A 24,910-nucleotide genomic window follows, 5' to 3' on the forward strand; every position below is an offset into this window, starting at 1 on the left:
AGTTTAGTTTCTACCACTGCGTCCGCCGCCGCCGCCACCTGATGATCTGCCGCCACCGCCGCCTCCACCACCACCGTAGCTACCGCCTGATGATCTGCTTTGACTTGGAGCATAAGAAGATCTGTCACTATTTCCTCTTTGTTGAGGAGCATAGTTTTGAGATGATCTGTCAGGTCTTGTGGAAGACTGGCCATAAGAAGATCTGTCACCGCTTCTGCTGTAACCGCTGTTTCTGCCATTTCCATAACCGTCAGCTCTGCTATTTCCATAGCTACTGTTTCCGTTAGGATTTGATCTGCTTACGCCTGAACCGTTGTAGTTGCCTCTGCCACCGTAACTGGTCGCTCTTCCTGAATAGTTACCATTGCTGCCGCTTCTGTTATCTCTGCTGTAAGCTGGTCTGTAAACGCTGTTAGACCGGTAGTAACCACCGCCCCAGCCTCCGCCGTAGTAACCGCCACCGTAATAGCCACCACCATAGAAGCCTCCGCCCCATAGTCCGCCATAACCGCCCCCCCATCCCCATGGAGAATAAAAAGGAGAGTAAAATCCACCACCGTAGCCAAAGCCTAAACCCCATGAACTACCGTAGTAACCGTTACCGAATCCCATTCCAAAGCCTAATCCTGAGTAATAAGGAGAGTAACCGCCGCCATAAAATCCATCATAATAAAAAGGATCATAATAGCCTCTATAAGGGCTGCCGTAATAAAATCTATTGATACGAGAAGAATAATCCATGTCAGCATATAAATCGCTGCTGCCATAATAATCATCATTATCGTTATATCCGTCATTTACTGATTGCGACGAATACGTGCGCTCAGGTGCGGTATACTCTACCGCTTTCGCTGTTGAGCCATAAACATCGTCATTATGACGAGTTTGCTGGGCCATTTGAGGAGCAGAGCAGGAGGACACGGCGAGAGCCGTAACAACCAGCATGCTGTAAAATAAATGGTTAGGTTTCATAATATGTGAGTTCTTTGTGTGTGTAAACAGTTTTTTTGTAGGCATAAATTTATAAATTTGTAGCCTAGCATGCAAGTTATTTAACACAATAAACGTTCCAAACAGTTATGAGCAAAGGTATTACAAGTAAAAACGAGGATTATTCCCAGTGGTATAACGACATTGTTATGAAAGCCGATCTGGCAGAACATTCCGCTGTAAAAGGATGTATGGTTATAAAGCCCTATGGCTATTCCATTTGGGAGAAAATGCAAGCTGTTTTAGACCAGAAATTTAAAGACACAGGGCACAGTAATGCCTATTTTCCTTTATTCATTCCTAAGTCATTTTTTTCTAAGGAGGCAGCGCACGTAGAAGGTTTTGCGACAGAATGTGCAGTTGTGACACATTACCGTCTTAAAAATGACGGAGAAGGCAATATTATTGTTGATCCGGAAGCGAAATTAGAAGAAGAATTGATCGTAAGACCAACTTCAGAAACCATTATATGGAATACTTTCAGAGGATGGGTGCAGTCTTATCGTGATTTACCTTTGCTGATTAATCAATGGGCAAACGTAGTAAGATGGGAAATGCGTACACGTCTTTTCCTCCGTACTACAGAATTTTTATGGCAGGAAGGCCACACGGCACATGCAACCTCTGAGGAGGCAGTAGCAGAAACAAAGCAAATGCTTGATGTATATGCTGATTTTGCTGAAAAATGGATGGCTTTACCAGTAGTTAAAGGAGTGAAAACAGCTAATGAACGTTTTGCAGGTGCATTGGATACTTATTGTATCGAAGCATTGATGCAGGATGGAAAAGCATTACAAGCAGGTACTTCTCACTTTTTAGGTCAGAATTTTGCGAAAGCATTCGATGTGAAGTTTACCAATAAAGAAGGTAAAATTGAACACGTATGGGCAAGCTCGTGGGGTGTTTCCACGCGTATGATTGGTGCATTGATCATGGCACACAGTGATGATTTAGGTTTGGTTTTACCTCCTATGTTAGCACCTATACAAGTTGTTATTGTACCTATTTACAGAAACGACGATGACTTTAATAATATTACTGCTTACGTTAACGAGCTGACGCCTAAACTTAAAAAACTGGGCATTTCTGTGAAATATGACAACAGGGATTCTCAACGTCCAGGGTTCAAATTCGCAGAATATGAATTGAAAGGTGTACCAGTACGTTTGGCTATCGGTGGCAGGGATCTTGAAAATGGGACTGTAGAATTAGCCAGAAGAGATACCGGAGAGAAAAAAACAGTAAATCAGGAAGGTTTAGATATTTATATCGTTCAGTTATTGGATGAAATCCAGGAGAATATCTATAAAAAAGCTTTCGATTACAGAAAAGAACATATTACGGTTGCGAACACTTATGATGAATTAAAAGACCTTTTAGACAACAAAGGTGGATTTATTTCTGCACATTGGGATGGTACGCCAGAAACAGAGCAAAAAATAAAAGAAGAAACAAAGGCTACAATCAGATGTATACCGTTAGATAATAAGTTAGAAGACGGAATTTGTATTTACTCAGGTAAACCATCTGTTCAACGCGTTTTATTCGCCCGTGCTTATTAAGCTTCAGGCATCAAAAATTTAAAAAAGAGCAACATGAAATTTGCAACTAAAGCCATACATGCAGGTCAGGAACCTGATCCAACAACAGGAGCGGTAATGACTCCAATCTATCAAACCTCTACTTACTGGCAAAAATCGCCGGGTGAGCACCAGGGCTTTGAATATTCGAGAGGAACAAACCCAACCCGTCAGGCATTGGAAAATTGTCTTGCTGCACTTGAAAATGCAAAATATGGTATGGCTTTCTCGTCAGGGATGGGTGCTACAGATACTGTTTTGCGTCTATTGCAACCGGGTGATGAAGTAATTACAGGTAACGACCTTTATGGAGGCTCATACCGTATCTTTACCAAAGTATATGCAAAATATGGCATTAAATTTCATTTCCTGGATCTGTCAAAACCAGAAAATATGCTGCCATATATCAATGATAAAACTAAGCTGGTATGGATTGAAACACCTACTAACCCAACAATGCAGATTATTGACATTGAAGGTGTAGCTAAAATCACTAAAGAAAAAGGACTGATCCTGACTGTAGATAATACTTTTGCTTCACCATATTTACAGAACCCGATTGATCTGGGAGCTGACATTGTGATGCACTCTGTGACTAAATACATCGGTGGTCACTCTGATGTAGTGATGGGAGCTTTATTATTGAATGATGAACAATTGTACAAAGACCTTTGGTTTATCTATAACGCTTGTGGGGCGACTCCGGGCCCGCAAGATGCTTTCCTTGTATTAAGAGGGATTAAAACCCTGCACCTGCGTATGAAAGCACATTGCGAAAATGGTGAGAAAGTTGCGCGTTTCCTTAAAACCCACCCTAAGATTGATAAAATCTACTGGCCGGGTTTTGAAGATCACCCTAATCATGACATTGCGAAAAAGCAGATGCGTGGTTTCGGAGGAATGGTTTCTATCACCCTTAAAGGTGCCGATCTGGCAGAAACATTCAGAGTAGCCTCATCTTTCAAGGTATTTACTTTAGCAGAATCATTAGGAGGAGTTGAATCACTGATCAATCACCCAACTACTATGACTCACGGATCAATCCCTAAAGAGGAACGTGAGAAAGTAGGTGTAACAGACAACCTGCTGCGTCTGAGTGTTGGAGTAGAAGATATCGATGATCTTTTAGCTGATTTGGCACAAGCCCTGAGTTAATCAGGTCGCTCTTTAGCACCCATTCATAAATTATTACAAACATATAAAGCCAGTTTAAATTTTTTAAACTGGCTTTTATAAATAAAAACCATTGGAATTTTTAGAACTAAAGGACTTTCTTGACATTAAAGTAGCGCAATATAACAGGCCTGACTTCATCACAAATGACCCAATCTGTATTCCACATCGCTTTTCTAAAAAACAAGACATTGAAATTGCTGCATTCTTTGCATCAATTCTGGCCTGGGGACAGCGGAAAACCATTATCAATAAATGCACTGATCTCTTTGACCGGATGGACAATGACCCATACAACTTCATGCTGCATCACGGTGATGAAGACCTGCGTCGTCTGTTAAACTTCAAACACAGGACTTTTAACGATACCGATCTTCTTTACTTCATCTCCTTCTTTAAACAGCATTACACGCTTTCAGACACGCTGGAAACAGCCTTCCTGCCGGCAAACTTTGGCCAGCTGGAAAGTTTCACTGCTGAACATGCCCTGAACCATTTTCGTACCTACTTTTTTAGTCTTCCGGACTCTCCCCACAGAACCGTTAAACACATCTCTTCACCCGCTCAAAAATCCACCTGTAAAAGACTAAACATGTTTTTGCGCTGGATGGTACGAAAAGACCAGACAGGAGTAGACTTTGGCGTATGGACAACCATTTCCCCGGCAGACCTCATTTGTCCATGTGACGTACACGTAGACCGTGTTGCGCGCCGCCTTGACTTGATTACCCGTAAACAAACCGATTGGAGAACCGCGGTTGAATTAACTACTGAACTTCGTAAATTCGATCCTTCAGACCCGGTAAAATACGATTTCGCCCTATTTGGTCTTGGCGTAGAAGAGAAATTTTAAACCCAAAGTACTATCTTTAGTAATGATAACTTTTGAAGCAGAAATTGAACGCTTCTCCAAAATGGGTGAGAAAACCGGGTGGACATTCGTGACCATTCCCAAAGCTATAGCCAATCAAATCAAACCCGACTGCCGTAAAAGCTTTCGTGTCAAAGGCTTTCTCGACGAACTGCCCGTAACCGGTATGTCCTTTATCCCAATGGGGGAGGGAGACTTTATCCTTGCCCTGAATTCCACTATACGTAAACAATTAAAAAAAGAAGAAGGTGCAAAACTCTGTCTGCAACTTGAAGAAGATAAAACCTTCAAAATAGAAATGCCAGAAGACCTGGAGCTCTGTCTGCTGGAAGAAAGACATTTTTTAGAGAACTTCCTTAGCCTTCCTAAATCCCACCAGAACTATTATATCAACTGGCTGAACACTGCTAAAACAGAAACTACCCGTATTAAACGGCTCACACAAATTGTCATTGCTATGGATAAGAAACAAAATTTCTCTGAAATGATGCGAAGCTATAAGAATGACAAATAATCATCCAGCCAGCAAATTTTGTAGCCATCCAACGAGTAATCCAGTTAGCTATCCAATAAACAAGTAAACCAAATAGCTATCCATTAAATATTCTGGACTAAAAGAAATGTAATCAATTTCTCCGGGAGGAAAAACCTTTAGAAATCAAAAAGAGGGTTATGTACCCTTCTGACAATGATTCCCACTTCAGGGAATTCCGTCAGAAGGGTACATAACCCTCTTTTTGATCTATTTATTGGAATTATCTCTTATAACTCCTGAACCAACTCGTAATCTTCATTTGAATAACCCCGACAAAAGCCTCTCTGAAAATCCTTGTACTCATTTTTGAAGTCCCTTCCGTTCTATCCGTAAATATGATTGGTACCTCAACTACCTTAAAACCATACTTTATCGCTGTAAACTTCATTTCAATCTGAAACGCATACCCCACAAACCTGATCTTGTCAAAAGGGATTGTTTCCAAAACAACCCTCCTGTAACACTTAAAACCAGCAGTAGCATCCTGAATATTGATCCTGGTAATCAACCTCACATACATCGAAGCAAAATAAGACATCAATACCCTGCTCATTGGCCAGTTTACCACATTAACCCCCCTTACATAACGAGAACCAATAGCCACATCGGCACCAGCCACACAAGCCTCCCGTAACGCAAATAAATCATCAGGATTATGAGAAAAATCGGCATCCATCTCAAAAATATAGTTGTAAGAGTGCTGTAAAGCCCACTTAAAACCATGGATATAAGCAGTTCCCAAACCCAGTTTTCCAGTTCTTTGCTCCATATGTAAACCAGGAAACTCCAACTGTAACCTCTTTACAATATCAGCCGTTCCATCAGGCGATCCATCATCAATAATTAAAACCTCAAAAGAAAAACTCAGGTTAAAAACCTTACGGATAATCTTCTCAATATTTTCTTTTTCGTTATAGGTAGGGATAATGACTAAGCTGTCTGACACGTGTGTAGAATAAATGGTAATAAATTATTTGCGAAAATATTGATTAAAATTGAAATTAACCTAATTATCAAGTGATTTAACATCCCTTAACAAAAAATCCGTTAAAAAATAAAGGGCTGTAATTTAAAAAACTACAGCCCCCTTTTATTAATATTTCCTAACTAAGAAGTCGCATTCATTGTTTTCTGTAACCACTTGGTGATGAAAAACAAGATCACCGAAGCAATACCCGCCATCACTACAAATAACATAAAGAAATCATATAGATTTTTGATTGTATAACCCATGAAAGTAGGTTTCTCAGGATTAAGATTGTAAACCTCTACAATAGAAGCAGTCTTGTCACTACCCTTAATAATATAAACTTCGGTTTGGGCTGCATTCGTACCCAATAAGAATTTACCCTCCTTTTCACCAGCAACAGCTAATTTCGCAATTTCTGTTTCATCTAATTTTCTAGGAGAAATTCTGTTGATTTTATTCGTGTCAATAGTAACAGCCTGTTGAACCGTAGTAATAGAAAGCGCTACTAAAGAATCAGGACTAAGTGAATGAGAATTCTTTTTAACAGTACTCAAATCCCACTGCTGAATATTCTTTTTGTTATTCGTAACCTGTTGCCAGTCGATCGCACTATTGGTTAATACCAAAGGACTAACCTTATACTCCGCTACTTTAGCCTCCTCTTCAGGATATTTGGAACTTAATTTTCCCGCCAATACGTTTGCACCTGCATTCGCAAGGAACCATACCGCCATTAAAAGAGAGGAAAGTTTTAGCGGAGAAAGCTTATTCACCAATGACAACCCGATAGGAGAAAGACATAACTCACCCCAGGTATGGAAAGCATACATACCAATCAGGTAAATCATACTCACCTTTATCCCTGCACCAACATCCTTAACACCCGTTGCAATAACCAGGTATCCCAAGGCAAGTAACATTAAACCTAACGCCATTTTAGTAGGAGCAGAAGGTTCTCTTCTACCCAGCTTAATCCATAACCAGGCAAATACCGGCGCAAATACAACTACGAAAATGGAATTTAAAGATTGGAACCAACTAGAAGGAACCGTGAAGAAACCAAGATTTCTTTGTGTCTGTTCCTCAGCGAAAAACGTTAACGAAGCTCCAGCCTGTTCAAAAGCACTCCAGAAAAACAATACAAAGAAAGCAACTATAAAAATTACTGATATCTTTTTCTTCTCAATCTTCGAAAGTGTTTTATCTGTGAAAATCATGATGGCAATACCAACTACTGCAATGATCAGCAGGTAGCTTAAATAACTCACGATTTTAGCATCAATATATAACATGCCTACGCATAACGCAGAAAAAGCAAATAAACCAAGATAAACCAGGACCGGTGAAACTTTTTTGTCACCAGGATTAGCAGGCTTTAAACCTAAAAGATCTCCATTTGGATCACGAACATATTTATCTCTGAAGTTGATGAAAACTATAACCCCAATACCCATCGCGATTGCCGCAGCAAGGAAAGCCCATTTAAAATCCGCAGGATTACCAGTATCACCAAAATATCCGCAGATAAAAGGGCCCAGTGCACCGCCAACATTAATTCCCATATAGAAAATCGTGTAAGCAGCATCAATACGGCGGTCACTCTTAGGATAAAGCTGGCCAACCATCGAAGAGATGTTTGGTTTGAAGAACCCATTACCCGAAATCATGAAACCTAAACCTGTAAAGAACAAGAAAGTTGAAATATCAGGCATCGTGTGGTAAAGGGAAGCACAGCCGAACATAATCAGCTCTCCCAATGCCATCAGTATACCTCCGGTTACAATAGATCGTCTGTTTCCCCAATATCTGTCGGCGATAAAACCACCGATTAGTGGAGTCAGGTATACAAGACCTGTATAGCTTCCATATAAATTTGACGCAAATGCTTTGTCAAATAATAAGGCTTTGGTCATAAAAAGCACCAAAATAGCCCGCATACCGTAGTAATTGAAACGTTCCCACATCTCGGTAGCGAACAGTACATATAATCCCTTTGGATGGCCTTTCTGAGCAGCGTCTAATTGCTCCGGCTTAAGGATTTCAGATTGATCCATAAATATTGTTTTATAGTTTAGTTAAATTTAAAAGTTCGCAAATTAATTCTAATTATCGGTTTTTCCCCGTAACTATTTTATTCCTTTTTCCTCCATAATACCATTCAGCCATTTCAACAGAAAGAAAGCAATAACAGCAGAGAACAGAAGAAGGCTAAAGTTTACCCAAAAGAAGTTAGCTTTATTTTCATAAGTATCCCATAGCGTAGCCAGTACACCTGATAATTTATTCCCAATAGAAGTTGCCAGAAACCATCCGCCCATCATCAGGGAAGTAATTCTTACCGGACTTAACTTTGAAACCAGTGATAATCCCATCGGGCTTAAAAAAAGTTCACCAATAGTGATTACACCATAACCAGCTACCAGCCATAAAACTGAAACTTTTTCGGCACCATTACTACCAGAATAAACAGCACCTATCATCACCAGTACCGAAAGCGCTGAAATAAATAAACCGAATGCAATTTTTGTGGCCGTACTCGGTTCCCTGTTTCTATTGCGGAGCCAGGTAAAGAACGCGACTACTAATGGAGTCAGTAAAATCACCCAGGCAGGATTTATAGATTGACTTAGATTCGTTGCCCAAAGCTCAACTTTACCACCTTCTGCCGGAAGTTTGTTTGCTGGGATATTTTTAAAATAAGTTGGGTAATTGTATTCTTTTAACACAATTCCGTCTTTCTTTTGAATGCGGAATGCGTTGTCGTATAAAGGTATAGAGTCTTTCGAATAAGTGAAGTTTTGTGAGAAATTAAGTTTAGAGAAGGTCTTTTCAGCAACAGGATTTTGTAAATGTCTGTCAGTATAGCGATCAGCCCAGGTGGTTAACGCAGTGCCATTCTGTTTAAATACCGCCCAAAAAAGGATGACAACGGCAAATATCGTCAGTAATGCAGCAATCGGTCTTTTTTCGTCTTTATCTGCCTTAGCGAGTAAAGAACCGTAAAAATAAATTACAGGAACACAAGCAAAGATAAATGCATCAGTGGAAGCAGAACCAACCAGTGCGTGGCCCATTAATTTAGTCGGTAATACCCAGCCAATTACTCCTGCAATAACAGAAGGAACTAAAATTACCAGTACAATTTTCAGGAAAGACATATCGCCTTCTTTTACACCCTTTTTGATGTCAAAAGCTCTGTAATGCTTCATTCCGTACATGAAAATAGCTACACCAATGAACATTCCAACACCTGCTGCAATAAATGCATAACCCCAGCCCAGCATGATATACAATGCTGCACCAAAGAAATTGCAGATAAAAGCACCGATATTAATACCCATGTAAAAGATATTATAACCCTCATCTTTTTTATCTGAATACTCAGGCGTAGAATAAATATTACCCAATAAGGTAGAGATATTTGGTTTAAAAAATCCATTTCCAATAATGACCAGTGTCATGGAAAGATATAGAATTGGTAAACTATGAACGGCCATCATGCAATAACCGACACCCATTAATAGTCCGCCCAGGATGATTGATTTTGCATAACCCAAATAACGGTCAGCAATTAATCCACCTAAAAACGGGGTAAGAAAAACAAGTGCAATAAAAGTACCATATAGATCGGCAGATTCAGCTTCGGTCATTGAAAAACCGGCTTTAACATCTTTTAAATATAGGGTGAAGATCCCTATCATCAGGTAATATCCAAAACGTTCCCACATCTCAGACAGAAAAAGGAAAGTCAGTCCTTTCGGATGCTTTACTTTAATGGTTTCATTCATCAATTTCAAAAATTAGTTGTGTGTTAGCGAAGTGACGCATCGCGCAATATAAGGACATGACCCCGTAATCGCAAATTTAGGCCCTATAGAGGCCGTATTTTGCTTAATAACTAGTTCTTTACAGTTGGTACTTCTTTAGGTTTAGGGTCTATATAGAAATCATCCTTTGCATCCGGATCATTTTTTAATTCAATATTTTCTACAAGTTTCAGCTGGTTGCCTACCAGGCGATAACCATCAAAGCTGGAATCAGAAGCATAGTATTCAAAATTCCCTTCCATATTAGGATCAAAAGGAGCAAGATGATCAAATACAATCATTTGTTCATTCTTATCCAGCCTTAAGGTCATGGAATTCAATTTGTTGTATTCAAATACAATTCTGTTTTTTACTGCGGTATTTTTAGGCCCCTGGAAAATTGCCTTTCCAAATTTAAGTTCATCATTTACAAATGAAAGCACCTCAATGACCTTTTTAGAAGTTTTGCTGGTATTTCCTTTCCAGCCAAGCAGCACGTAGGACGTATTTTGTCCGCTTACAATTAATGGGACAATTTCATAATACCTTGCTCCATACCATTGTTTGTTAGTTGTAATCTGGTTCGTATCAGTAATATGTTCTGTATCGTCAATCAGCGGGTAAAGCTTTAGTTTCCCGTCTTTGGTGGCCATTTGAACAGTGCCAAAAAAGCGGTACGTACCTTCCACAGTGGGAACATACCAGGAGAAAATCCGGAAAGTATGATCAGGTGATTTTACAACAGAGATTGTTTGCAGGGAATCGAAAGCAAAATCAAAAGATGAAGGTGTCTTCAAAGCTGCTACCAAGGTTTTGATGAATTTAGAATTTTGTTCAAAACGGTCGGTATTATTGGGTGCTGTAAATAAGTTTCTAGTGATTTTTAAAAGAGAATCCTGGTACTTATTCAACTCAGCTGTACCCGAACTGAGCTGTGCAGAGACATTTGTCACCGCACAGCTCATCAGGAATATAATAAAGAAGGGTTTAAAAACCTTAAACATTAATTTAAATTTTCAATAACCAATGCACTCGCACCACCACCACCATTACAAATTCCGGCAACGCCAATTTTACCATTGTTCTGATTCAGTACAGAGATCAGCGTAACTACAATACGCGCACCGGAAGCACCTAGCGGATGTCCCATTGCTACAGCACCACCGTTTACATTTACCTGAGATTCAGCTAAACCCAGTTCCTGGTTATTAGCTAAAGAAACTACAGAGAAAGCTTCGTTGATCTCAAAGAAATCTACATCGGCAATACTTTTTCCAGCTCTTTGCAGCGCTAATGGAATAGCTTTTGAAGGTGCAGTCGTGAACCATTCTGGTGCTTGCTGTGCATCGGCATAACTTAAAATACGCGCCAGTGGCTTTAAACCAAGTTCTTTTGCTTTATCTGCACTCATTAAAACTAATGCTGCTGCGCCATCATTTAATGCAGATGCATTTGCCGCAGTAATTGTTCCGTCTTTTTTGAATACCGGTTTCAAACCTGGCAGCTTCTCAAAATTAACAGAGTAAGCATCTTCATCTTTATCGATGATTGTTGCATTTCCTTTACGGTCAACAACTTCAACAGGAATAATTTCCGCATTGAATTTACCATCATTGATAGAAGCCTGTGCTCTTGTATAAGAACTTACAGCGTAATTATCTTGTGCCTCTCGGCTAATATTATAAGTTGATGCACATAATTCGGCAGCAGAGCCCATATGGTAATCGTTATAAACATCCCATAAGCCATCCTTAACCAAACCATCAGTTAATTGTCCATGCCCTAATCTGTAACCTGTTCTGGCTTTATCAAGATAATAAGGAACATTACTCATGCTTTCCATTCCACCGGCAACCACAATATCATTTTGTCCTGAAGCAATACTTTGTGCTGCAAGCATGATTGCTTTAGTACCAGAAGCACATACTTTATTGATTGTGGTCGCAGGAACATCAGGTAAGCCGGCAAATTTAGCCGCCTGAGTAGCTGGTGCCTGACCCACGTTTGCAGATAAAACATTACCCATATATACTTCCTGCACATCTTCAGGTTTGATTCCTGCTTTTTCAACAGCAGCTTTAATGGCAAAACCTCCCAACTGGGTAGCTGTAAAACCTGACAGCGAACCGCCGAAACTTCCTATTGGTGTCCTCAATGCTGATACGATAACTACTTCTCTCATTTGTCTCTATTAAATTTGGTTGTTGGCAAATCTAATAATTTTAAATTTGCTCAGGAAGGTCTTTTTTAAAACCTACAATAAAAATGACTTATACATAGACCGGGCATATTCACCCCAGTTCTTCAAAGCATTGGTCAGTGTAAGCTTGAGGCCCTTGTTATCGGTTGCTTTTCCTTTGGCAGGAGGGATCAGGTTATTATTGTCTACCGGTCTGTCTGTTACATTTTTAGCGAACCATGTAACATTTTCATGAGGTAGTGCCAGTCCTAAGATCATTCCCGGTAAACCCGTAAACGATTCAGGACCTCCTGAAACTGGAATCTGATCTGTATAAAATGCAACTACATAAATAGAATCCATGATCAGCGCATTTGCTCTGCGGCAATTAAAACCGGCAATTTCCCTTGTTTCATTTGTTATTTTCCAGTTAATCGTCCGGGTACTATCTTTGACCAGGAAGGTTTCTTCAAAGACCTTTTTTTGTGTAATCTGCTGGTGTGTATGGAGATCAGTATAAGTAGTATTGATCTGACTGACCGAAGGATCTTCACCAAAGAATGGGACCGCAGGAGCATTATCTGTTACCGGTTTAAATAAGGTAGTCTGATTCGAAAAAGATAAGGTACTTTTTGTCAGCTTAAATTGTGGGGAAGTTTTTTTGAACTGCTCAAAAAACTGGTTCATATAACCTTCATTATTCTTATCGATCCTTTTCTGGATCATTGCATACATATTATTACTTCTTTCAAATTCTATAACTCCTTCAGTCGTGAATCTGGCATTTTGAGCAAATAAAGCGCTGCTCAGGCTGATTAAAAGGCAGGTCAGGATAATAATTGTGTTTTTTTTCATAAGTTATTTTTTTGCGGCTCCTCCGCCCATTTTATTAAAGTCCCAAACAATTGAAGCCATGAAATATCTTTTGATAGTGGTATAACTTGTTTGTGTGATCATATTTCCATTGGCATTTCTATTAAAACCAACATTCTGGTTCAGCAGATCATTAGCAGAGAGTGAAAATTTCAGACTTTCAGATTTCAGGAATTTTCTGCTTATCCTTGCATTTAAAAGGAAAAGATTGAAATCTGTCTTAAAAGATTGTGTTTTACCCCTGTATTCATAACTTGCGTCAGAGCCGATTTCAAATTTACCAGGTAAATAAATGGTGAAATAGCTTTGTCCGTTTAAGCCCCATCCATTGTCGTTGGTTGACTTTTGCAGTGAAGACTGACTGGTCGTGTAAGTGGGACCGAAGGATAAACGACCTTCAAACTTTTTCTCCTGATATTTTGATATTGATAATTCTCCGGAGTAGGTATTCGATTGAGTTTTATTGAGTGAACCGTTTACATAACTGTAATAGGTATTCCCGTTGGAATTTAAATTCATTCCTGCATATAAGTCTTGGAATTTTAATTTTTGAGAAGCACCGGCATATAAATAATAATTGCTGGTTTGATGGTCAGTAAGATTCGTTGATTTATAAGTACTCTTTCCTGTAGGATCTGTATCTACATTATTTATAATTGCATTTGAAGTGAAATTATAAGATCCGCCAAGGTAAATGCTCTGACCACTCAATACTTTATAAGAGTTATAATTGATATCTATTCTGTTATTAAAAGATGATTTTAAATCCGGATTTCCGATTCTGATATTCAAAGGGTCTGTATTAATTAATACAGGCTGTATCTGATCAATATTTGGTTGTGCAGTATTACCAGTATAAGCTATACGAAAAGATTTTTGCTGGCTGAATTTATATTGATAACTCACCTGAGGATTCCAGTTAATGAAATTCCGTTTATAGGAAGTATTGTTAATCACATTCTTTTGATCAAAAGAGACGTTTGCAGCTTTCGTCCCAAAATTGATAATAGTTTTATCCTTTTTGAAGTTTAAAATAGCACCAGCAAGATTAGAAATTTGATCCAGTTTATAATTATTACTATAAAGGGTATCTAAAAATGCATAGGTTCCATCTGGCGATTGATTAAATGATTTTCTATTTGCACTGCTGTTACTGATTCCGAATCCATAGTTAACAATAAGTGAGAGTGATTTAGATAATGGTTCCGTATAAGCGAGATTACCTGTAAACTTAGAAGATTTGATAATATTCGTTTTGAGTTGATCAATAACCTGGCTGCTATCCTGACTACCTTTAGTATTAAAGAAATCATTTTTTGATTTTAAGAATCCATTGCTTTTACTTTCCTCAACAGACTGGCTCATATTTAAGGAAAGTGTACGTCCTGTTTTTTTAAGTTTTTTTGTCCAGAATAAACTCGCATTAAATATCTTATCGTGACTATCATTTGATATCTGCCTTGAACTTTTATTTAATAATAAATCATTGGTAAAACTACTGCCAGTATAATTATTCTGAGTATTGCTGTTTTTTGCCGTACCGTCAGCCGAAATCTTTAGGGTTGAAGTAGAGTCAAGTTTTATCTGGTAAGTAGCATCAAGTTTCTGCCTGAAGAGATAGTTATTGAAACTTTCATCCGAATTTGAATTAATAATTCCTGTAGGCAGGTTGTTCTGGCTCAAAGTATTTTTGGTTCCATCCACACTTAATGAACCGATTTTATAATTTGTATTGATTGATTCCTTATCATTATTCCATTTCGAATCATAATGCAGTCCACCTGTTCTGGCCAGTGGTATCCCTTCCCCATTATATTTTCCGTCATAAGAATCAAGTGCATCATTTTGGTTTGATGTAATATACATGCCCCCATCCTGGAACTGAACGTCATTTCCTGAGGCATACTTGCTATTGTCCTGCCAGCCTAACCCTAGTTTTCCATTATTTCCCAGTGTACCGTAAGCAGAAAATTTCTTTTTCCCTTTAAAGGCATTAAACATTCCCTGTGCCTGGTAAAAATCATCAGTTGCCCCGCCCAGATCCAGTTTTCCGAAGTACCCGTTCTTTTTATCATCTTTTAATTTGATATTGATAGTTTTCTCCTTTTTACCATCATCTATACCGGTAAAAGCTGCCTGATCACTTTTTTTATCATACAATTGAACTTTATCTACCATATCCCCCCTGATGTTTTTAGTGACCAATGTGGGATCATCTCCAAAAAACTCTTCCCCGTCAACCAATACTTTATTTACCTTTTGTCCCTGCGCAGTTATCTTTCCATCCTTATCTACCTGTATTCCAGGTAGCTGTTTCAATAAGTCTTCAACCTTGGAATTTGGCTGGATCTGGTAAGCCGATGCATTAAATTCTGTAGTATCACCTTTTATCTTTATGGCTACTGCTTTACCTTTAATGATGACATCTGCAAGTAGAGTTGCTTTTAATGTTAATTTTATTCTGCCAAAATCTATAGTTTTCCTCGTGCTGTCCAAACTAAAATGTTCTACATAATCTGCATAACCAGGATAGGTAACCAACAAAAACAGCCTTCCCTTTTGAAGATCAGAAATATTAAAATTACCCTGCTCATTAGCTCTTGCGAATTTTACGAGTGTAGAATCTTTCGCCCGCAACACGCTGATTGTCGTATGCTGCAAATTCGCGCCGGAGGCATGATCTGCTACCGATCCTTTCAATGACCATAAACTTTGTGCAAATGTATAATGGGAAGAAAAACAAAAAACAATAAATAGAAGTAATCTCATAAACAATTAAGTATAAGACTAATATATGTCAATTTTAGTGTTAAAAATGCATTAACTAATGTTAAATAAGGTTAAAGTTTTTAAAATTAATCATTTGTATTTTTTTGGTTAACTATTGGAATATTTAAGTATTATATGAATTATTAAATGTTAAATATTTGGATATTAATATTGTTATTATGAATTAAAGTTGTAGGAAAGCTAGTCTGATAAGCAGCTGTTTTCTGTAACCAGATTGGTGAGACATTTCTCTTCTTATCCCACAATTGAATATGATTAACGTTTTTACAGAAAAAAAATATAAAGTTTTTTATTGGTGAAAAAACGTTTTTCTTAAGCTATATGTGTAGAATTACATTCAACAGTATTGTTGAATTACAAAAAAGTATTTAATATTGAATATTAATTGGTTAGGCGTATTTGATGGAGATATTAGACAATAGAGGAAAAAGAATTGTAGAAAAAATGCCCTGGACTGAAGAAGAACTATTCAGTCATGTCAAAGCGGGAAATAAAAATGCTTTTGAGCAACTCTATAGAGATCATAGCGGTGGTATTTATTGCAATCTGAGAAGAATGACCAGGGATGACGAGCTTGCTAAAGAAATCCTTCAGGATGTTTTCACTAAGGTTTGGGAAAAGAAAGCAGCACTTAATATTGATAAGCCCTTTCAATTTTATCTTTTCCGTATGGCTCAAAATTCGGTGACGAATTTTTATCGTAGTATTAAGCGGGACAAAAAAATGCTGGAAAACCTTCAGCTTCTGGCTTCGGAAATTACGCATCAGCCCATTGAAACCATAAAAACAGGAGTAGAGGAGGAATTATTGCTTCAGGCAGTGGATTGTCTTTCTCCACGGAGGAAAAAGATATTTATTCTCTGCAAACTGGAAGGCAAATCATATGAAGAGGTCAGTAAAATTTTGGGGATAAGTGTTTCTACGATAGGTGATCATATTGTCAAGGGGACAAAAACGATTAAACACCAGTTGATGAAATCAAAGCAGTTTTCTTCTTTTCAGGCATTTCAATGCTGATGATTATTGAGGAATACTTAAGGTGAAAAATATTTTAAAAAAAGATGAAAACAGAGCAGATGAAAATAGATGGTTTTGCGTCTTTACTATATAAGATCACCAAAATAAAGGTATTGCTATCAACGCCCGTTGCTCTGGCAAGTTTAGGTTAATAATAGTTAATAAGCCAGTCGATGTCTGTGGATGCAACATCGACTGATTTTTTTTAAACTATTCTTGTAAACTCAATGGTATAGATCGTATTTGGTGAAGAATGCCATTTACCATCTTTATTAAACTGCATTCCTTCAGGTTCAGTCGTCCATATCATCAGATCTCCGGTCACAGTCAATTTGTAAACTTCTGTTTCCTTACCAAAAGATTGAACCATATAAGACTCATTACCCTCTTTGATGATCTCGTAAGTAGCTTTTGATGGAAAAATTTCATTTTCATTGGCCTTGAAATTTATACCATCTAACACTATAACAATATCAAGTTCGGTGTTTGTCTGGTCAGGATGTATTGTGTTTCCTTTTTTATCATTGAATACATATTTATCCGACACAGCTTTCCACTTCCCTGTGATCTGTATATTGATCTGTTCTTTATTATCCATTTATAATTTATTAATGTTATTGATGACCAGCCCGTTTTGTTAATTGCCGATTGGATTATTTTGCTGCAAATATGCTACAAAAAAAGCAGCCGGTATCTTTTTATAAAAAACCGGCTGCTTTTTAAGAATAAATCTTTTGTTGTTTCACGCTAATTTATTTTAGTACCCTGCTTTATTTCATCTGTAGCGTGTAATAGAATCTGATCGCCAGGTTTTAAGTTCCCGAAAACTTCTGTTGAATCTGTACCTGCCAGCCCTTCCTTAATATCTGTTAGAGAAGCCCTTCCTTGTACTACTTTAATAACAAATTGCCTTTCAGTTGAACGGACAATCGCATGGTTGGGTACTAATAAAGACTTCGCGGCAGAAAGCAGTGGAATCCTGACTTCCCCATACATCCCTGGTTTAAATTTCAAATCATCATTCTGAACATCTATTTCAATTGCCTCAGAGCGCATATTTCCTAAAGAGTTTGCAGACCTGCTGATCATTTTTTGAATATTTAATCCAGGGATGGCTGTGAAATTTATGCTTACAGATTTCCTGAGATCCACTTTTTCTACATAGGCCTCTGGGATTTGCACCTCTAAACGTAATTTTTGGAGATGTTGGATTAATAATAACGGTTGCTGACCGTTTTTAGAGCTGCCAGAAAGTGCTCCGGCAGATACATTACGCTGTATGATCACGCCATCAAATGGAGCCCGGATTGTCAGATAGCCCTGCATATTTTTAACAGAATTCACATTTGAACGTTGTCCGTTGGCCGTAGCCTGGTCACCTTTCATTTTAGCCAGTGCATTGTCAAGATCTAATAAGGAAACTGATCCGGCTTCTTTTGAAGCCTCTTTTAAACGTTTATACTTATCTTCACTAGCCTTTGAGACTTCCATAGCCTGTAAATATTGAGATTGTGCTGCCTGTAACTGTGATTCAATTTCAGGAGCTTCAAGGGTGACCAGTAAATCGCCTTTTTTGACTTTAGAACCACGATCTACGTAGATGTTTTTAACAAAACCATTTACTTTAGGATAAATTGCAACTTCTTCAAAGGGCTTAAGTTCGGCAGGTAATTTAACATCACTTGCGAGTCCTTTTTGTGTGACCAGGCCAATTTCATATTTCTTAGTCACTGAATTTGAATTCCCCGATAAGTCATTGGGTTTTTCTTTGGAGGAGCAAGCGCTTAAAAAGATCAGGAAGACAGGTAACAAATTGCTGCCGTTCATTATTTTAGATATTTTATAGTGTCTCATTTTTTTCGGGCATTAAAGAAGGTGATTGATAAGTTGTTTGACGTTGTATAGCCGCAAATACTTGCGGAAGGATAAAAAGAGCAGCAATTGTGGAGGCAAATAATCCTCCTATCACTGCTATACCTAAAGGAGCTGTCTGTTCACCGGCTTCTCCCATTCCGGATGCCATTGGAATCATCCCTGCTATCATAGCTAAACTTGTCATTAAAATTGGTCTTAAACGTATGGAAGCGCTTGTAATAGCTGCCTTTGCTGAATCGTGGTAGTCTAATCTTAGTTTTTCAGCATTTGTTACAATCAGAATTGCATTCGCTACAGATACACCCGTTGACATAATCATTCCCATATAGGACTGTAAATTCAAGGTGCAGCCAGTAAGTAATAAGGCTAATAGTGAGCCTAATATTACAGCTGGTACCGTGGACAATACCGTTAAAGAAAGTCTGAAAGACTGATAGTTTGCTGCGAGCAATAAAAAGATTACCAGAATTGCATACAATAAACCGTTTTGGAGACCAGCAAGGGTTTCTGTCAGGAGTGTTGACATTCCTTTAATCTCTACCAATAAACCTTTAGCAGGTTTTCCCATTTGTTTTACAGCCTGAGAAACAGCTGTAGTCGCTGATCCTAAATCCATTTTATCGATATTAGCACTAACCGTTAAGAACCTTCTGGGGCCTGAACGGTCATATTCTCCTGGAACATAATCCATTTTAAAAGTAGCGATATCACCCAATACCGGAGTTGACTGTCCTTTAACCAATGGAATCTCTTTTAATTCATCCATTGAGTTCATCACAAACTCCGGAACTTCAACTTGTACCTGGTTCGTATAGGCAGTTTTGGAATCCAGCCATTGATTTTTCTGCGTAAACCTGCTCGAAGAAGTGCTTGCTGTTACTGAACGGGCAATTTCTTCAACGTTTAAGCCAAGCTGAGCGGCTTTAATTCTGTCTAACTGAATGGCGATTACCGGAAAATTAAGTGGTTGCGCAATCTGTACATCACGCAGATAATTGATCTTCTTCATTCTTTTAACCAGCCCTGTAGCATAAGCTTTAATCTGATCTATATCTTTTCCAGCTACACGAACTTCAATGGGTGTTGCAGCACCCTGGCTCATAATCTTTTCAGTCATGTCCACAGGTTCAAAAGATATGCGGAGTTCGGGCAGGGCATAGCTGATATTTTTACGTAAAGCATCTTTTAAGACATCCATATTCACCTTATACTCAGGATCAAGGTTTACTTGTAAAACCGCTTCGTGCGTACCTGTGTTGAAAATATAAAGGTTACTTGTTCCGTAACTGCTTGGAATCAAACCTACATAGCCAGAACTAATGAGGACTTTGTGATCTACAGTTTTATCAATAATACTCAGTACCTTCTTTAATTCCTCCTCAGTACGCTCCAATCTTGTTCCGTCCGGAGCTTTTATTCTGATCTGAAATTGACCATTATTTACTTTTGGCATCATATCTTTCCCGATCAGGACAAAGCAAAGTCCGGCGGAGACCAAAACCAAAAAGAGATAAACAGGGATTGTTTTTTTGCGGAGCTTCATCAAGCGTTCACAAATCTTAATGTACCTGATCTTTATTTTTTCAAACAAATCATTCTTTTCGGGATGATTTGTTTCTTCCTGAAGATGATTTTCAATCTGTTCTTTTTCTTCTGCATCTAAAGCCTCTCCAGCATGCGCATGAATTTTTTCGTGGTTATAATGCTGATACTGTTCTGCTTTAATCAACCAGTTACATAAAATCGGAACCAGAGTTTGCGCGATTACGAAAGATACAATCATAGTAAAACCGATAGAAAGGGACAGCGGTAAAAACATGGCTTTTGGAATCCCATTCATCATAAATGAAGGCGCAAATACGGCCAGGATACATAGCAAAATCAATAAAAGGGGAAATGCGATTTCTTCACAGGCATCATAAATAGCTTCTCTTTTAGGTTTTCCCATTTCCAGATGCTGATGGACATTCTCTATCGTAACAGTTGCCTGATCCACTAGAATACCGATTGCTAATGCCAGCCCGCTGAGGGTCATAATATTGATGGTTTGCCCAAAGAAACTAAGCAATAAAACACCTATGAGAATAGAGACAGGAATAGTAACGACTACAATAAGGCTGCTTCTCCAATCTTTTAAAAATAATAAAATCATCAATCCAGTCAGCAGCGCGCCTAATCCACCCTCAGTCATCAAACTTTTAACCGCATTAATTACAAAGACCGATTGATCAAACTCATAAGAAATTTTGACATCATCAGGCAGGAGGCTCTGCATTTCAGGAATTTTACTTTTTACTGCTTTAACTACTTCCCAGGTAGAAGCATCTGCTGTTTTTACTACAGGAATATAAACTGATCTTTTACCATTTATCAAAGCATAATCAACTGTAACATCTGCTGCATCTGCCACACGGGCGATATCTTTAATCAAAATTGGGGTGCCATTTTTTACGGCTACAGGAATGTCTTCAAATTCTTTTACCTTATCAACCAGAGAGTTTAAAGTGGTGATATACATTGTATTATCAAGACGGATGTTTCCCGATGGTGACATTACATTAAATTTCGCCAATGCTCCAACTACTTCATCAGGCGTTAAACTGTAGCTTCTTAGCTTATCAGGATCTACACTTACCGTAACTGAACGTGCATTCGCGCCAAATGGGGGAGGGGCAGACAGACCGGCAACTGATGAAAACATGGGGCGGATCCTTGTTGCAGCCATATCATAGATCTCCTTTAAGCTTTCCGTTTTGCCCGATAAAACCAATTGTCCGACAGGTAGCGACGAAGCATCAAAACGAACAACCTGCGGAGTTAAAGCACCAGGAGGAAAAAAACTCATTGCCCTGTTGACCTGTAAAGCAACCTGTGCAGAAGCTTCTGCCATGTTTGTACTTTCATAAAAACTTAGCTTGAGCATTGTCAAACCTTGTATGTTTTTTGAAGTAATGTTTTTAATCCCGTTTACGTATAAAAACTGATCCTGTAAACGCGTAGAGAAGAAACCCTCCATTTGTTTGGGGGACATTCCACCATAAGACTCTATAACATATATGGTAGGTTGATTGAGTTGAGGGAAAATATCAATAGGTATTTTTGTGATACTTAGCACAGAAAATATCAAAAGGCTTATCGTGATAACTACTGTAGTTAACGGCCTTTTTAATGCAGAGGTGACCAATGACATAATTAATTATTTTAAAGCAGTTAGTAGCGATAAGACTTGATTTTGGGTGATTGCTTTTTCAAACATGGCGTGTAGAAAAGAGTATTTAGCTATTGCATAATCTGCTTCTGCCCGGTACAACAGATCTTGTGCAATATTGAGCTCGATCAGGTCAATCAGTCCATTTTTATATAAAGAATACTTTTGCCGGTAGGCCGCATTTGCAGCAGAAAGCTGATGAGGGATTTCTTTTAACCGGTCTAAGGAAGTTTGCAACTCCACATCTGCCTGACGTAAACTGGTTTTCAGGTTTATCTTTTGTGTTTCAAGTCTCTTTTCCTCGTAAATACTAGTATTCTTTTGTGTATTTAATTTGAGCTGTTTCCTTTTGAGGTCCGTAAGATTATAACTTATGCCTAAACCAACTAAATAATTGCTCCGGCTAAACCCCCAACCCTGATTTAAAGCATCAAACTGGTTCCCTGGGGTAATGGAAGATCCTCTGCCCCATACTGCACCTTCCAGCATTAATTTTGGTAAATATGTTTTCCTGACCAGGTTTTCTTTCGCTTTACTATTCTGATAGAGAGATTGATAATAAGTAATGAGCGGGTGAGAAAAAGAAGTATCAAGTCCTTTAGTCATATTTATCAGACGTAAAGGTTGAACCAGGGTTGTGTCTGCCACTATACTTTGATAAGGTATTCCGCTTAATGCAGAAAGTTGTAGTTGCAGCTGTTTGAATTTATTAGTTAACTCGATTAATGTTAATCTTGATTTGGACAACTCTGCTGCTGCAATACTTGTATCTACGCCCGCACGGATACCATTGGTAGCTAGCGACAGTATAGAGGAACGGATCTGCTGATTTCTTTTAATATTTTCTTGCTGAATATAAAGGAGATTCTCGAAATGAAACAATTGCAGATAGTCTTCAATTACAGAGGCTTGCAGTTGGTATTTTGATAATTGATATTGATCCTGAACTACTTTGACATCCGAGCCTGCAACATTGTTCTGTGCCTTGTATCCTCCGAAATTGTAGATTTCCCAGTCCAAAGACGCAATACCAAGGTTGGATAATGCGGCAGCAGATACATTTGATGGTCTGACTCCGCCAGAATTCGAAGGCACTTCCCCAAAACCGAAATAGGCTCCCGGGACATTGTTATTAGTTCCTATATCAGATTGATAGTTTAATTTTACTGCTGGCAGCCAATTATACCTGGTATCCTCAGCTATAGACTGGCGGATACTGATTGCTGAAGAGTCAGCACGTAAGGAAGGGGCATAAGCAGCAACACGGGAAAGAAGTTCCTTTAATTTTAGTGCAGGATAATGTTGCTGAGCCGATAACCTTGAAAAAGGAATAAGCAAAATAATCAGACCTGCAATTTTTTTTAAAAAGTGCATAAAATTAGATTTGAGAAAATATAAATAGCTTAATAGCTGCGCATTGATTATGCACAGGACGATTTAAATCAACTAAAATATAATTCTCAAATAATTAGCTTTCCGGTGGAAAGATAGATTCTTTTTTCTGGAAGGAGCTGTAAATACAATTCACGCAGGTGATGCTGTGTTGCTTTGCTGAAAATAAGCAAGGGGATAAGCATACCGGTAAAAAAGCGGCATACACTCCAGATAAAAGTTACTTCAGGGTCAGTTAACCCTCTTTGAATGGCGATGATCTCCACAAGATCCTCATCCAGGTAATCCTGTTTTCTCTTGCTGAAAAGCTTCTGAAGTAATTCAATATTTAATCCGCTATCTGCTTTTGCATGTTGAACAATGCCAAAACCAAGCATCGGTTTAGCACTAAGAATCATTCCGGCAAAAAGGAATAATATCTTTAGATACTTAGCATGTTTCATAAGATTACAAACAATAACGTTAATACAAAGATGTCTATTCGTATTAACGTTACTGAAAGGTATCTGAAATATTACAAGTTATTTCAATTCTACTGGATAAGTGTTTTTTCCATCATTCCAAGTACCAGTTAAACTTCCGTCTTCCTTAATTTTCAGCTTAAAAACTTCCTGTTTCTTTGGAGTATCGTAATTTGGTGCCTCCGTTAATAACAGAGAAGAATCCTTATTGAAAGCACCCCTCAATTCAGTTTTCTTACCATATTTATCATAGAAGTAAGAAGCCTGGAAAGAGTCTTCACCAATATAGGTAACCAATAATGTGATTGGATAAAGCTGATTAATTTTGCCTTTAAATGCTCCTTTTCTCAAAACCTGGCTTTGAGGTGCTGTGCATTTTGATGCTGTGACAGCTAATAAACACTTACCGTATTCATTTAAATAAGGTTCCAGGAATTTATTGCTTAATAAATTACCATAAATATCAGTTTTCCCTTCCATTGCCTGAAAATAATGAGATCCGGAGCAAGATCTTCTGGTTAAGAATAAACCATTCTTTTGAAAGCTAAGATCGTCAAGATTCAGATTATCTTTATCCTGCTCCAACAGGCATGAAGAATAAGTTTTAATCACAGACTCATCTTGATCTGCTGAATTTTTTAAAGTTTTCAGATAATTGCTCAATCTTGTCTTACGGCTTTTGATAATAAATTGACGAATTGCCTCATATCCCTCTTTTGTTACCAGATCGCTAAACTGTATAAGCCTGCCTGTTTGCGCATCAAAATTGTTAATGGCAGAATATTCATTAAGAGATGCATTTGTATATTCACTATTTATTTCAACAGAAAACAGTTTAGGTGTATTGATAAGCACTTTATAATTTAATATTGTTATACCCATATTTGAACCTTTTTTGGGTCTTACTTTTTCGAAAATGCTGATCTTCTGTTTTCCGGGAAGAATATCCAGTTCTTTACCCTGTAAAAATGTATTAATCAGATTTTGTGCAGGGGTTTTTCCAGTCAATACAGGGAAATTATATTCTCCGGATTGTTCAAACGTCTCTTTTATAGCACTAACTTTGAAATATTGCGCTTTTGCCTGCATTGAAAATGTAAAAAGTAACAGGGCGGTAAATGATTTAATAATGGCCATTCAGATTGGGTTTTTTTAATAATTGATCTTGTAGTTAAATATCTGTTTTTTAT

19 protein-coding genes are annotated in these 24,910 nt (G+C 38.1%); 5 read left to right on the plus strand and 14 right to left on the minus strand.

The window, feature by feature from the left end; translation table 11 throughout:
• Positions 1 to 3: 3 nt before the first annotated feature.
• Positions 4 to 972 (minus strand): hypothetical protein, encoded by a 969-nt coding sequence (locus HDE70_RS15880; protein ID WP_221302099.1) that lies wholly within the window; start codon positions 970 to 972, stop codon positions 4 to 6.
• A gap of 107 nt (positions 973 to 1,079) precedes the next feature.
• Here HDE70_RS15880 and proS point away from each other — a divergent pair, with 107 nt between their 5' ends.
• The 4 genes from proS (at position 1,080) to HDE70_RS15900 (ending at position 5,128) form a co-directional block, all read left to right on the plus strand.
• Entirely contained in the window at positions 1,080 to 2,552 is a 1,473-nt protein-coding gene (gene proS, locus HDE70_RS15885) for a proline--tRNA ligase (protein WP_183868105.1), read from the plus strand.
• Positions 2,553 to 2,561: 9 nt separating this feature from the next.
• Positions 2,562 to 3,725, plus strand: a complete 1,164-nt coding sequence (locus HDE70_RS15890; protein ID WP_311676455.1) for a cystathionine gamma-synthase — start codon at positions 2,562 to 2,564, stop codon at positions 3,723 to 3,725.
• Between the two features lie 91 nt (positions 3,726 to 3,816).
• Entirely contained in the window at positions 3,817 to 4,596 is a 780-nt protein-coding gene (locus tag HDE70_RS15895) for a TIGR02757 family protein (protein WP_183891199.1), read from the plus strand.
• A gap of 22 nt (positions 4,597 to 4,618) precedes the next feature.
• A complete protein-coding gene (locus tag HDE70_RS15900) occupies positions 4,619 to 5,128 on the plus strand; it encodes a YdeI/OmpD-associated family protein (RefSeq protein WP_183891200.1) in 510 nt (169 codons plus the stop codon).
• Between the two features lie 241 nt (positions 5,129 to 5,369).
• Here the strand turns inward: HDE70_RS15900 and HDE70_RS15905 are convergent, their stop codons facing one another.
• The 7 genes from HDE70_RS15905 to HDE70_RS15935 all read right to left on the minus strand — a co-directional run bounded on the left by HDE70_RS15905 (position 5,370) and on the right by HDE70_RS15935 (position 15,746).
• Positions 5,370 to 6,095, minus strand: a complete 726-nt coding sequence (locus HDE70_RS15905; protein WP_183868109.1) for a polyprenol monophosphomannose synthase — start codon at positions 6,093 to 6,095, stop codon at positions 5,370 to 5,372.
• A gap of 161 nt (positions 6,096 to 6,256) precedes the next feature.
• Positions 6,257 to 8,173, minus strand: a complete 1,917-nt coding sequence (locus tag HDE70_RS15910; protein ID WP_221270691.1) for a peptide MFS transporter — start codon at positions 8,171 to 8,173, stop codon at positions 6,257 to 6,259.
• A 72-nt stretch (positions 8,174 to 8,245) separates the two neighbouring features.
• Positions 8,246 to 9,907, minus strand: a complete 1,662-nt coding sequence (locus HDE70_RS15915) for a peptide MFS transporter (protein WP_183891201.1) — start codon at positions 9,905 to 9,907, stop codon at positions 8,246 to 8,248.
• A gap of 110 nt (positions 9,908 to 10,017) precedes the next feature.
• On the minus strand, positions 10,018 to 10,929 hold the full coding sequence (locus HDE70_RS15920) for a hypothetical protein (RefSeq protein ID WP_183891202.1): 912 nt from the start codon (positions 10,927 to 10,929) through the stop codon (positions 10,018 to 10,020).
• On the minus strand, positions 10,929 to 12,107 hold the full coding sequence (locus HDE70_RS15925; protein ID WP_183891203.1) for an acetyl-CoA C-acyltransferase: 1,179 nt from the start codon (positions 12,105 to 12,107) through the stop codon (positions 10,929 to 10,931). Before HDE70_RS15925 ends, HDE70_RS15920 begins: the two co-directional genes overlap by 1 nt.
• Before the next feature lie 72 nt (positions 12,108 to 12,179).
• Positions 12,180 to 12,959: a GLPGLI family protein gene (locus HDE70_RS15930; protein ID WP_183891204.1), complete on the minus strand. Its 780-nt coding sequence runs from the start codon at positions 12,957 to 12,959 to the stop codon at positions 12,180 to 12,182.
• Positions 12,960 to 12,962: 3 nt separating this feature from the next.
• The gene (locus HDE70_RS15935; RefSeq protein WP_183891205.1) at positions 12,963 to 15,746 is read right to left on the minus strand and encodes a TonB-dependent receptor; all 2,784 of its coding nucleotides are present in this window, start codon (positions 15,744 to 15,746) and stop codon (positions 12,963 to 12,965) included.
• 423 nt (positions 15,747 to 16,169) lie between these two features.
• Here HDE70_RS15935 and HDE70_RS15940 point away from each other — a divergent pair, with 423 nt between their 5' ends.
• Entirely contained in the window at positions 16,170 to 16,784 is a 615-nt protein-coding gene (locus HDE70_RS15940; protein WP_183891206.1) for an RNA polymerase sigma factor, read from the plus strand.
• Positions 16,785 to 16,989: 205 nt separating this feature from the next.
• Here the strand turns inward: HDE70_RS15940 and HDE70_RS15945 are convergent, their stop codons facing one another.
• From HDE70_RS15945 to HDE70_RS15970, 6 genes are all read right to left on the minus strand, one after another.
• Positions 16,990 to 17,382 (minus strand): hypothetical protein, encoded by a 393-nt coding sequence (locus HDE70_RS15945; RefSeq protein WP_183868116.1) that lies wholly within the window; start codon positions 17,380 to 17,382, stop codon positions 16,990 to 16,992.
• A gap of 149 nt (positions 17,383 to 17,531) precedes the next feature.
• The gene (locus HDE70_RS15950; protein ID WP_183891207.1) at positions 17,532 to 18,611 is read right to left on the minus strand and encodes an efflux RND transporter periplasmic adaptor subunit; all 1,080 of its coding nucleotides are present in this window, start codon (positions 18,609 to 18,611) and stop codon (positions 17,532 to 17,534) included.
• A gap of 13 nt (positions 18,612 to 18,624) precedes the next feature.
• Positions 18,625 to 21,849 (minus strand): efflux RND transporter permease subunit, encoded by a 3,225-nt coding sequence (locus tag HDE70_RS15955; RefSeq protein ID WP_183891208.1) that lies wholly within the window; start codon positions 21,847 to 21,849, stop codon positions 18,625 to 18,627.
• 6 nt (positions 21,850 to 21,855) lie between these two features.
• A complete protein-coding gene (locus tag HDE70_RS15960) occupies positions 21,856 to 23,241 on the minus strand; it encodes a TolC family protein (RefSeq protein ID WP_183891209.1) in 1,386 nt (461 codons plus the stop codon).
• Positions 23,242 to 23,327: 86 nt separating this feature from the next.
• On the minus strand, positions 23,328 to 23,702 hold the full coding sequence (locus HDE70_RS15965; RefSeq protein WP_183868120.1) for a hypothetical protein: 375 nt from the start codon (positions 23,700 to 23,702) through the stop codon (positions 23,328 to 23,330).
• 78 nt (positions 23,703 to 23,780) lie between these two features.
• A complete protein-coding gene (locus tag HDE70_RS15970; RefSeq protein ID WP_183891210.1) occupies positions 23,781 to 24,857 on the minus strand; it encodes a hypothetical protein in 1,077 nt (358 codons plus the stop codon).
• Positions 24,858 to 24,910: the final 53 nt, after the last annotated feature.

The sequence above is a fragment of the Pedobacter cryoconitis genome (assembly GCF_014200595.1).
In the GTDB taxonomy this organism is placed as follows: Bacteria; Bacteroidota; Bacteroidia; order Sphingobacteriales; family Sphingobacteriaceae; genus Pedobacter; species Pedobacter cryoconitis_C.